Genomic DNA, 11,400 nt, shown 5'->3' on the forward strand with positions numbered 1-11,400 from the left:
GCGGCCGATCCAGGCCGGGTCGGACGGGTCGTGGCGCAGGTGCTGCTGGAAGATCAGGTACGCGGCCGGGGCCAGCGAGATCGCCGTGCCGGGGTGTCCGTTTCCTACCTTCTCGACCGCGTCCGCGGCGAGCACGCGGGCGGTGTCGACGGCTCGCTGGTCAAGATCGGTCCAAGCGAATTCGGGTGGCGATACATACAACGAGTCCACAGTCTGGATGGTCAACTTCATTTTTTGAAACCTTTCCGAGGGCAGGGAGAATCCACTCAAACAAGACTTGTCCGGCAGAGTGGATGAACGAACAGAAGCACGTCAGCTTCATACCAAATATCACATTTCGAATGAGTACATCACATCTGTAACGAAAAACATAGGACTGTCTCGGGAGGTATTTGTCGTCGTGGAGTTCGCGAACTTAGACGACTAATTGCTTGTCAACATGCAATTTTGTGCGCATTATTAGGATTTCTACGGGTTGGAAACAAAGCGGGGCTGGCAATTTGCGGTGACATGAGTCATAGTTATATCTAACGTAACTGATTCACAAGATCACACGGTATATGTGATGTTTCGATATAAGGTCCACCATTCGGGAATGCACCCACCTCTATGAAAGAGAGCCTGCAAGATGCGCGCAATAGTCTTCGAATCGCCTGGGAACCTGGCGCTCATCGAGCGCCCCGATCCGACACCCGGACCGCGCGATGTCATCGTCGAAGTCGCCGCTGTGGGCATCTGTGGTACTGACACACACGTTTTTGATGGTGAGTTTGAGGGGACCCAGTTCCCGCTCATTCCGGGACATGAAGCTTCCGGTGTCATTGTGGCTGTTGGTTCGGAGGTCAAGAGTTTCGCAGTGGGCGACCACGTAGTGGTTAATCCGAGCACCACCTGTAGTGAGTGCGAGTACTGCCTCAACGGCAAGGGCAATCTCTGCCGGGAGTGGAACGGCCTGGGAGTGGTTGCCAGTGATGGCGCTGCTGCTGGCTTGTTGAAGGCCCCGCTCAGCAACGTATTCAAGCTTTCCCCTGAAACCGACCTTTACCAGGCTGCCCTCATCGAGCCGTTGGCCTGCGCCATCCGCGGCTATGACATCCTGCCCCGCAAAATGGGAGAACACTACCTAATCTATGGGTCAGGAACTATGGGGTTGCTCATGGCCCAGCTCGCCCCTCGGGCAGGAGCCGCTTCTGTCACGATTATCGACACGAATGAAGGCCGTCTCGAAGTCGCCCGCGAAGTAGGCATCCAGCACGTTTATACTTCCGCAAACCAATCCAGCCGGGACCTGTGGGACGTAGTCATCGATTGCACCGGTGTTATCAAAGCCATCGAAGACGGGCTGCCGAGGGTCAAGCCCGGCGGAACGTTCCAGCACTTCGGCGTCGCTCCTTCCGAAGCCACGGCCGATTACTCCCCTTTCCGTGTCTACCGCGATGAAATCAGCATTGTCGGCACCATGGCCGTCCTCAACACCTTTGGTAGGGCCGTGGAGATGTTTGAAGCCGGCGCCATCAATAGTGAACCGATGATCAGCCACTCATTCACTTTGGACGACTATTCCGAGGCGTTGGACATGTTCCGGGCTGGCACCGGAAGGAAACTCCAGATCCGGCCCAACGACAGCCAGTCCAGAATCCTCGCGTAGCCAAGGCTGTCCTCTACACCTTAGGAAAAGCACCCATGGGAACAAATAAAGCCCTTCGGCTCAACAAGCCCCGAGCCATTCTTACAGGAGGCACCGTATTGCTTCTCGTCATGATGGGCGTAAGCACCGAGGTCTTAACCGCTGAACAAACCGAGGAAGCGGCATCGGAAAAATTCAGCCCGAAAACTTATGCCGAATCCAAATTTGCATCTAGCATCGCGCCTGCAATCATCGACCGAGCTTCCGACCTTGCTCCGATGAGCCTAGCCATTTCCAAGGACAAGGACGCGGCAGCAATCGAATTCGGCGTGGTGAGCGGCTCTTCCGCACCTGTCTACTCGGCAGTATTCGCCGGAGTGGCCGGAGAAGTTTCGTCCGACGGACTGCTTCCCGTGGTAGTGCCGGGCGTTTCTGACGATATTAAAGTCCTGATACAGATGGGACCCGCAATTAACGGCACAGTCATCCGAGATGCCACAGGCCTGGTCAACTTTCCGGAATTCACCAACCAGATTGAATACCAAAATGTTGGGGCTGAACTGAATAACCAGGTCAAGGAACATGTGCTCTCGACAATTACGGCATCCGACCTTAACGGTAAAACAGTGAACGTTACCGGATCGTTCCAGCCGATCAATCCGAAGGCGTACATTGTGACCCCAGTTCTCTTTGAGGTGTCCAAATGACTAGTGATGTAGTACTTCGGGCTGTGGACGTCACCAAACGGTATGGCGGGACGCATGCGCTTAAGGGCGTTGATTTCGAAGTGCACGAGGGCCGAGTCACTTGTCTCTTCGGTGAAAACGGGGCCGGAAAATCGACACTCATGAAGATTCTCTCCGGTATTGAAAGACCCAGCAGTGGAGCCCTGGAACTCCGCGGAAAGCGCGTCGAATTCGGAAGTACGGTTGAGGCCAGAGACAACGGAATCTCGATTATCCACCAAGAGCTCAGCCTTGCTCCAAATTTGAGCGTGGCCGACAACATCTTCATGGGCCGAGAAAAAACTCTGACTACAGGTGCAGTGGATTTCAAGTCTCAAAACAAAGAAGTCGCTGGCCTCATGAATCGACTTGAAGAAGACATTAGCCCGACATCGCTGGTGTCCAGCCTTCGGTTAGGCCAACAGCAGCTGGTTGAGATCGCCCGGGCATTGTCTGTAAATGCCCGAATTCTGATCATGGACGAGCCCACCTCCGCGCTGAGCGCCAGCGAAGTCGAGGTCCTGTTCAAGGTCATCCGGGAGCTTACCGGCTCAGGTGTCTCGATTGTTTACATTTCGCACCACCTTGAGGAAGCCATGGCGATCTCAGATCAGGCAACAGTATTGCGCGACGGGAATATTGTGGCCAATGCCCAGGTCAAAGACGTCAACTTGGACTGGGTCGTCGGACAAATGGTTGGTCGGGACTTCCATCTCGGCAGTCCTCCGGAGCAGAAGCCAAACGCTCCGGTGGCGTTGGAACTCCAAAATGTATCTGTCGAAGACATCAATCACCCAGGTCGCTATGCGGTGCAGAACCTTGACTTCGTCCTTCGCGCTGGCGAAATCGTGTGCATCTACGGGCTTATGGGCGCGGGTCGCACGGAATTGCTGGAATCGCTGGCGGGGCGCGTGCCATTGGCATCCGGCAGAGTCTTGTTAGGGAGCACAGATATTTCCGGACTTTCCATTAGAGAACGCATTTCGGCCGGCCTTGGACTTGTTCCGGAGGACCGCCAACGCGATGGACTTGTTCAGACCATGTCCGTGGGAAGAAATCTATCGTTGGCAAGCCTTGAAGGATTTATCAAAGGACTCTTCCTAAACCCGCAGCGTGAATCACAAATCATTGATGACGGGATCCGTAATGTGCACGTGAAGACAGCCAGCCCTCATTCCGCTATTGGTTCTCTTAGCGGGGGAAACCAGCAGAAGGTCGTTATCGGAAAGATGCTCGCCACCGATCCGAATGTCATCCTGCTGGACGAGCCAAGCCGCGGCATCGACATCGGTGCGAAGTCTGAGGTGTTCGGGCTGTTGAGTGAGCAGGCCGGCAAAGGTTTGGCAGTCCTGTATTCGACCTCCGAAGTCGGTGAGTGCCTCAGCATAGCCAACCGGGTCATTGTCATGAGCAAGGGGCGGATTTCCGCCGAGTTCACCGCCGAAGAGGCGACCAAGGAAAAAATAATGGCTGCCTCCGGCGAGTCCGAAGCCGCCCACACGAATGGAAACTGAGATGAGCATCCAAGCGCAGAAGAAAACCGCGGGAGGCAGCAAGTTAGGCAATGTCAGCCTGCCTCAGCTTCTCTTGGAAGGGCGCGCATTCATCGCCCTGATCATTATAATCGTTGTCTTCGCAGCACTCTCGCCCAACTATTTCACCTTCTCTAACCTGCTGACGATGTCGGCGCACGTTGCCATCTTCGCAATCCTGGGCTTGGGAATGCTGCTGGTTATCCTCAACGGAGGCATCGACCTATCGGTCGGTTCGACACTAGGACTGGCCGGTGTAGTTGCCGGGTGGATGATGCAGGGAGTCCATATAGTCTGGCTTGACGTCACGCTTTATCCGGCTGTCTGGGTCTGCGCCGTCAGTGCCGTAGCAGTTGGCGCATTTGTTGGTTGGATCAACGGCATTCTGATATCAAAATTCGGCGTAGCCCCGTTCGTCGCCACCTTGGGCACGCTCTATGTGGTTCGGGGCGCTGCGTTGCTGATAACCGGTGGGCTGACGTATCCAAACCTCCGCGGAAACGCCGAACTTGGCAACACTGGGTTCGACTTCCTCGGATTCAACCGAATCCTTGGAATTCCCACGGGTGTCGTGGTCATGATCCTCGTGGCCGTCCTAGCATCTCTGTTGCTCAACAAAATGCCTTTTGGACGCTGGCTCTATGCGTCGGGTGGCAACGAACGGGCGGCCGAGCTTTCCGGTATTCCCGTCAAAAAGGTAAAAGTCTGGGTTTACGTCGCATCAGGTGCTTGCGCTGCCATCGCCGGCGTAATAGTTGCCTCAGAACTTACCTCCGCCAACCCCACTGCTGGTAACTCCTTCGAACTTACGGCAATTGCTGCCGTCGTCATTGGCGGAGCCTCCCTCATGGGCGGCAAAGGCAACGTCCGCGGAACGCTCCTTGGCGCATTCGTCATCGGCTTCCTCTCCGATGGACTGGTCATTATCGGGGTCTCCGAGTACTGGCAGATGGTTTTCAAGGGCGGCGTCATTGTCGTGGCAGTCATGCTAAACCGCATTGAATACAAGTCCAAGAAGACTGCTCCACCTGCGACACCTGGAAACGGCCGGCCCCTGGCTGGTGCCGGTCTTCCCACCGGGAGCCCGACAGCTGGAGTCTCGGCCAGCCAATAGCAGTTCCTGGATTCTCACTGCTTCACCAATCGATAACCCATTGAAAGGCAGCACCATGAAGATGAAACGCACGCTCAGCGCCCTCACCGCAGGACTCCTCATTGCCGCAACGGCGGCCTGTGGCGGCAACTCTCCAGCCCCCGAGGCCGCAAGTTCAAACGAAACTAGGGACGTTGCAAACGCTGACAGCAAGCTGATAACCATGATCACCAACGAGCCAGCGAACCCATTCTGGAAGGCTTCCGGGGACGCCGTGACCGCGGAAGGAAAATCTCTTGGTTACGATGTCACCGTCCTGGCTCACAACGGTGACACTAAGAAGGAAGGTGACATGGTTGACTCTGCCATTACCAACAAGTCCGCCGCAGTCATCATGGACCCGGCCAACGCAGACGGTTCGATTGGAGCCGTCCAGAAGTTAGTAGCAGCAGGCATACCGGTCTTCTTGGTCAACGCGGAGATCAATCAGCAAGGTCTGGCCAAATCCCAATTGGTTTCAAATAACGCTCAAGGCGCAGCTTTGGGTGCTGAAGAATTCGTGAAGAAAATGGACGGAAAGGGAAAATACGTCGAACTGATTGGTCCCGCTTCGGACAACAATGCGGCGACGCGCTCCAATGGTTTCAAGACAGTACTCAGCCAGTACCCGGATCTCAAACTTCTCGATTCTCAGGTAGCCAACTGGGACCAGAAACTGGGGCACGACAAGATGCAATCGATGCTTCAGGCGCACCCTGACATCGAAGGAGTAATTGCTGGCAACGACCAGATGGCACTCGGAGCCATTGCGGCCATCAAGGAGGCAGGCAAGCTTGACGACATCACAGTCGGTGGCTTTGACGGGAACCCTGATGCCGCAGCGGCAGTTGAGGGTGGAAATCTCGATTACTCGGTCCTGCAGCCAGTAGTTGATTTCTCCAAGCAAGCGGTTATACAAGCCGACAGCTACCTGAAGTCGGGTAAGACCGGCGTAGACGAAGAAAAGCAGTCTTTCGACTGCTATTTGATTACCAAGGAAAACGTCGAAACTTATTCGGATTTCACGCTCAAAAACTAGCCAAGGAAGCGAATTTTCCGATGGAACGGGGCAGGCAAGGCCCGTTCCATCGGATGCTCCCGAATTTCCCCACCCCTGTCCAGGAGAACCACAGATGGCATACCTATTCAACGATCCGACCGCGTTCACGGACGAGTTCACTAATGGATTCGCTGCAGCATACCCCCAGTGGGTCCGCCGAATCAACGGAGGAGTCCTGCGTTCGAGCGAGGCGGCAACGGATTCGGTTGCGGTGGTGATCGGTGGTGGATCAGGCCACTATCCGGCATTTGCGGGGTTGGTGGGCCCGGGGCTTGCCCATGCCGCAGCCATGGGCAACATTTTTGCATCGCCGTCGGCGCAACAGATTCATTCCGTCGCCAAGGCTGCCCATCGAGGTGGCGGGGTCCTGCTCGCGTTTGGTAACTATGCAGGCGACGTTCTTAACTTCACCATGGCCAAAGATATGCTCGCTGCCGAAGGAATTCATGCGGAGCTTCTGCCAGTTACCGACGATGTCTCCAGCGCATCCATTTCCGAAATTGAAAAGCGCCGTGGAGTAGCAGGGGATCTAGCAGTTTTCAAGATCGCTGGTGCTGCTTCGGAGTCCGGGGCCGATTTGGCCGAGGTGACACGCATTGCCAGCCTTGCCAACCACCGGACTCGTTCGTTCGGCGTAGCGTTTTCAGGCTGCACCCTCCCTGGTGCCGACGCGCCCCTCTTCACTGTTCCCATCGGTCGTATGGCCATCGGCATGGGAATTCACGGGGAACCCGGGATCGGGGAGGCCGACCGTCCAACAGCCGATGCACTCGCCGAACTTTTGTGGGAGCGTCTCCTCACCGATGTACCGTCCGACATTACGACGATGGATGGATCTCGCATCAGCGTCATTCTCAACGGTCTGGGTTCGGTCAAGACTGAGGAGCTCTTCGTTGTTTACCGGCGGATTGCCGCATTGAGTGAAAAAGCTGGGTTGACGATCGTGGAACCAGAAATCGGCGAGTTTGCGACAAGCTTTGAAATGGCCGGGATTTCACTCACGTTGATTTGGTTGGACGACGAACTGGAAGCGCATTGGAAGGCGCCAGCCTCCACGCCAGCGTTCCGCAAGGCGGCCACAGTCCAACTAAGCGCCAGTACTCACAACGATGCCCGAGATGACGTCGGAGAAATTGAGGTAGCCCAGGATCCAGGAAGTGCAGAATCCCAGGCTGCTGCCGGTCTGATTATCAGCCTAGTGGAGACTATCAAGGACACTGTGGACCAGCACGTGGAGGAGTTCGGGGCCTTGGACTCCATTGCCGGTGATGGGGACCATGGCATCGGCATGAAGCGCGGAAGCACTGCTGCCGTTATCGCAGCTCGCCAGGCGGCGACCTCACAAGCTGGCGCCGGGCAGGTCCTGGCCGAGGCTTCGGCCGCATGGGCAGACAAAGCCGGGGGTACTTCGGGGATCCTTTGGGGAATCATATTGCGTGAAGTCGGGTCGGCTCTAGGTAATACATATGCACCAAGCGCACATTCCTTATCTGAAGGTCTGCGTTTGGCCTCGGCCAAAGTCATGTCTTTCGGCAAGGCAGCGCCTGGTGACAAGACGATGGTCGACGTTCTAGTCCCCTTCGGCGATGCCTTTGCGCACTCCGTCAATGCAGGCAATGGCCTGCGGGATGCATGGAATATGGCGACACCGATTGCGTTGGAAGCCGCTCGAAAAACTGCAGACCTCGTTCCCAAGATGGGCAGAGCTAGGCCCCTGGCAGAAAAGAGTCTCGGACATCCTGACCCGGGGGCCATTTCCCTGTCATTGATTATCGATTCCATTAACGAACACTTTCACCAGACCCCTTCATTATAACTAATATCAAAGGATTGACAATGAGTGAAAAATTAAGGATTGTCATTGGTTGCGATGACGCCGGGTTTACTTATAAGGAAGCGCTGAAAGCCGACCTGTTGGCCAGCAAACTGGTTGAATTGGTCTTGGACGTCGGTGTCGGCGCCGATGGACACACCCCATACCCAACGATTGCTATCGCTGCGGCGGAAAAGATCGCAGCAAATGAAGCCGACCGTGCCCTGCTGATTTGCGGAACCGGGCTGGGCGTTGCCATTGCCGCGAACAAGGTCAATGGTGTTCGGGCGGTGACTGCTCATGACAGCTATTCGGTCGAACGTTCCGTCTTGAGCAATAATGCTCAGATCCTTACGTTTGGTCAACGCGTGGTTGGCTTGGAACTTGCGCGCCGTTTGGCTGGGGAATGGCTCACCTACCGCTTCGATGAATCATCCGCTTCAGCAGAAAAGGTTGCCATTATGAAAGCTTACGAGGGACAGTAGCTAGCCGCTTTGCCGAATCTGATCCCCTTCGTAGGACGACTTAGGAGTCGACGTTGAAATCCGCTACTACCTTGCTCGGTGTGAGCCTTAAAATGTACTTCACTCACCGGCAATCCATCGAATGGTGCGGAAGCGTCGCAGAGCTTGCTGGCCCATTCGGAGATCGGTTGCCAGAGGGAGTAGAACTGTTCGTGATGCCCAGCTTTGTGTCACTGCCTGGAGCTGCAGCACAGTTGGAAAACTCAACTATCCGTCTTGGTGCCCAAGATTTGCATTGGGAAGATTATGGCGCGTTCACCGGAGAAGTAAGCCCCGTAGAGCTTCGCGACATTGGATGCTCGTACGTAGAAGTCGGACATGCAGAACGGCGGGGAATTTTCGGTGAGAGCGACAAAATCGTCGCTGACAAAACGGCAGCTGCACTGCGAAATGGATTAACGCCGGTTCTATGCATCGGCGAGCCACTGGAGGGCGAACCGGAGGCCGCGATTGCTGAGTGCACGCGCCAACTTAATTCCGCGCTGGACGGACAATTCGAGCTTATTAGTAAAGGAGCGCCCCGCCTCGTAATTGCCTATGAGCCGGTCTGGGCGATTGGGGCCGCTACGCCAGCTTCTGAAGGCCACATTCGAACCGTTTGTGACGCACTCCGCAGCTGGCTTCATGACCGAGGGATCGAGTCGGCAACCAATATCATTTATGGAGGAAGTGCCGGCCCAGGACTCTTGTCCCGTTTGGGGCCAAGTGTTGACGGGCTATTCTTGGGACGGTTTGCACATGATACTGAGTCCTTGGCCGCGATCATCGCCGAAGCCGCCGCTCTCAACGAGTTTCCAGGATAGGTCAGCTTCGAATCCAGTCCAGGAAATGAAAGGGACGCTCTGCATGGAACATTACAAGACGCCGGAAGAAACACCTTTGACCAAACAATTTTTGCGTCAGCAAGAAATCACGACGATGGTTATGGCCGAAGGTACCGTCCGGATCGATCAGCTGGCTAAACACTTCGACATTTCTCAGATGACTGTGCACCGTGATTTGGATGAATTGGAAGAACGCGGCTTGTTGCGAAAGACTCGGGGGGCCGCCACTGCGCTCGCTTCGAGTTTGGTTGAATCCAGCGACATCTATCGTATGGAACAACAGCACGAGCTGAAGGTGGAAATCGCCAAGACTGCTTGTTCCTTGGTGGAACCGGGACAAGCAATCTTCCTTGACGATTCCACAACGGTGATCGCGATGGCCGAACACCTTCAGGCCATGGCACCATTGACGGTGATAACCAATGTCCTGACCTTGATGAACGAATTGAGAGGCGCCAGAGACATTTCCGTGTTGTCCGTTGGAGGCACGTACCATAACTGGTGCAGTTCCTTCATGGGTGGTGTTGCCATTCAAAACATTTCCCAACTCAGAGCCGACGCGGTTTTCATGTCCACGGCCGCAATTGTGGATGACATCTGTTTCCATCAAAACCAAGAAACTGTAGATATCAAGCGTGCTATGTTCAACTCGGCGAAGAAGCGCTACCTTCTCGTGGACCATACAAAGTTCCAACGGAGGGCTATGTTTGCGTTTGCAGCCTTGGCGGATTTTGACGCAGTAATTGTGGATTCGGGTACACCTGCCACCGATATTGGGCGATTGCGCGAAGCGGGAACCAACGTGATCATCGCTCGTGCATCGGCACCAACGACGCGGCAACGATTGCGGTCCTAACCAGTTCGATTTCTAGCCGAATCAAAGACCGTGGAGAAATTGCTCAACCAATCATATTTTGAGGCTCAGTACTTAGTTGCTCTCGGAACCACGCGAATCCGAGAGCAACTCCAAAGATAACTTCCCAGGACGACTCCGAGAATCGGCTATCTGGTTCCGAACTCGATGGTGTCGGTCGTCCACGCGCGGGTCTGGTCGCTGAAGGTGAAGCCTAGTTCGGGACGATCATACGGCCGTCCTTGGTCTCGAGGCGTTCGCTGAACAGGGGGTCGAGCCAGTCGAAGTGCTCCACCCAGGGTTCGCGCGGGTATGCGGCTGCGAGGTGCAGGAACTGGGTGATGCCGCCGATGCGCGGGGCGTCGGGCTGGATGATGTCGCAGGCGCGTGTGGCAATCAGGCGCTCGTGCTCGGCCACCGAGGCCAGCATCTCGCCCCCCTAGAGCAATTGCGCCACTAGTTGCGGCACATTTGTCTTGGCGCCCCACTCACTGGACATGGTTTGCATGTATTGCAGGCTCCGCTGGGAAAGCCGCGTATCTGCGGGAACTCCGCACGCAGGTCCTCGGCCAGCCGGCGGATGACCCCGGCACCCCGGCCGTGGGCCTCCTGGCGAAGCATGTTCTGCCCGCCAATGCCCCACTACAGTGCGATCAGTTCCGTGTTCACCCGGCGCTGGGCGGTGACCCGCGCCCGGTGAGCCTGGTTTTTCAACGCCGCCACAACCTCGTCGTAGTCCGCGGGAAGCGGAAGCAATTCGACAGCGATCATTCATCCACCTTATCCAAGCCCGAAGGTCCCTGTGCTTCTTGCTGACGGGACACTTCATGAGGGTTTTCCCTTCGCGGATTGGCGGTACAAATTCTCTCAGGGCGTGGGGGGGACAACCCCTGCTTCGACTCCAAGTCGGAGGAGGGAATTGGCTAGGTGTACGCGCATGGCGGCTGCTGCGGACATGGCGTTGCCAGAAGCGATGGCGTTGCGGATGGAAAGGTGCTCACCCGCGACCTGCTCCAGCCGGGGAAGCAGAACCGAGTCCTGAGAGTCTAGGCGCTGGCGCGGCATGGCGATCATGGCCGGACCGAGATGTCGCACCGCGTCCAGGAAGTAGGGGTTGCCGCTAGCCGAGGCCACCGCGGAGTGGAAATCGAAGTCGCAGCTCATGGAGCGCGAGGCATTGGTTCCCGCCTTCCTGAACGCCTCAAGGGCCGCGTCGAGGGCGGGCAGGGTGCCGGGGTTCGCCGTGAGCGCGGCGGCGGCTGCCGCCTCGGATTCAAGACCCATCCGGAATTCGAGCAACTGCCGGCGTT

Annotated in this window: 12 protein-coding genes and 1 pseudogene; 9 read left to right on the forward strand and 4 right to left on the reverse strand. The window is 56.1% G+C overall.

The window, feature by feature from the left end:
- Nucleotides 1-231, reverse strand: a 231-nt coding sequence (locus ACIPVK_RS21090; RefSeq protein ID WP_407613948.1) for a hypothetical protein, incomplete at its 3' end; no start/stop codon positions are given.
- A 397-nt stretch (nt 232-628) separates the two neighbouring features.
- On the opposite strand from ACIPVK_RS21090, the gene ACIPVK_RS21095 reads away from it, so the two are divergent.
- From ACIPVK_RS21095 to ACIPVK_RS21135, 9 genes are all read left to right on the forward strand, one after another.
- A complete protein-coding gene (locus ACIPVK_RS21095) occupies nt 629-1,648 on the forward strand; it encodes a zinc-dependent alcohol dehydrogenase family protein (RefSeq protein WP_407613949.1) in 1,020 nt (339 codons plus the stop codon).
- Between the two features lie 35 nt (nt 1,649-1,683).
- A complete protein-coding gene (locus ACIPVK_RS21100; protein ID WP_407613950.1) occupies nt 1,684-2,334 on the forward strand; it encodes a DUF2291 family protein in 651 nt (216 codons plus the stop codon).
- Nucleotides 2,331-3,866: a sugar ABC transporter ATP-binding protein gene (locus ACIPVK_RS21105; RefSeq protein WP_407613951.1), complete on the forward strand. Its 1,536-nt coding sequence runs from the start codon at nt 2,331-2,333 to the stop codon at nt 3,864-3,866. Before ACIPVK_RS21100 ends, ACIPVK_RS21105 begins: the two co-directional genes overlap by 4 nt.
- 1 nt (nt 3,867) lies before the next feature.
- A complete protein-coding gene (locus ACIPVK_RS21110) occupies nt 3,868-4,998 on the forward strand; it encodes an ABC transporter permease (RefSeq protein WP_407613952.1) in 1,131 nt (376 codons plus the stop codon).
- A 55-nt stretch (nt 4,999-5,053) separates the two neighbouring features.
- The gene (locus ACIPVK_RS21115) at nt 5,054-6,055 is read left to right on the forward strand and encodes a D-ribose ABC transporter substrate-binding protein (RefSeq protein WP_407613953.1); all 1,002 of its coding nucleotides are present in this window, start codon (nt 5,054-5,056) and stop codon (nt 6,053-6,055) included.
- A gap of 94 nt (nt 6,056-6,149) precedes the next feature.
- A complete protein-coding gene (locus tag ACIPVK_RS21120; protein ID WP_407613954.1) occupies nt 6,150-7,892 on the forward strand; it encodes a dihydroxyacetone kinase family protein in 1,743 nt (580 codons plus the stop codon).
- Between the two features lie 20 nt (nt 7,893-7,912).
- On the forward strand, nt 7,913-8,374 hold the full coding sequence (locus tag ACIPVK_RS21125; protein WP_407613955.1) for a ribose-5-phosphate isomerase: 462 nt from the start codon (nt 7,913-7,915) through the stop codon (nt 8,372-8,374).
- A gap of 53 nt (nt 8,375-8,427) precedes the next feature.
- Nucleotides 8,428-9,216 (forward strand): triose-phosphate isomerase family protein, encoded by a 789-nt coding sequence (locus tag ACIPVK_RS21130; RefSeq protein ID WP_407613956.1) that lies wholly within the window; start codon nt 8,428-8,430, stop codon nt 9,214-9,216.
- 43 nt (nt 9,217-9,259) lie between these two features.
- Nucleotides 9,260-10,093: a DeoR/GlpR family DNA-binding transcription regulator gene (locus ACIPVK_RS21135; protein ID WP_407613957.1), complete on the forward strand. Its 834-nt coding sequence runs from the start codon at nt 9,260-9,262 to the stop codon at nt 10,091-10,093.
- A gap of 146 nt (nt 10,094-10,239) precedes the next feature.
- On the opposite strand, the pseudogene ACIPVK_RS21140 reads toward ACIPVK_RS21135, so the two are convergent.
- The 3 genes and pseudogenes from ACIPVK_RS21140 to ACIPVK_RS21150 form a co-directional block, all read right to left on the reverse strand.
- Nucleotides 10,240-10,526, reverse strand: a pseudogene (locus ACIPVK_RS21140) (enolase C-terminal domain-like protein); the annotation flags it as partial.
- Nucleotides 10,527-10,732: 206 nt separating this feature from the next.
- Nucleotides 10,733-10,861, reverse strand: a complete 129-nt coding sequence (locus ACIPVK_RS21145) for a hypothetical protein (protein WP_407613958.1) — start codon at nt 10,859-10,861, stop codon at nt 10,733-10,735.
- 96 nt (nt 10,862-10,957) lie between these two features.
- On the reverse strand, nt 10,958-11,400 hold a 443-nt coding region (locus ACIPVK_RS21150; protein ID WP_407613959.1), incomplete at its 5' end, for a FadR/GntR family transcriptional regulator.

Source organism: Paeniglutamicibacter sp. MACA_103 (genome assembly GCF_045798555.1).
GTDB lineage: Bacteria > Actinomycetota > Actinomycetes > Actinomycetales > Micrococcaceae > Paeniglutamicibacter.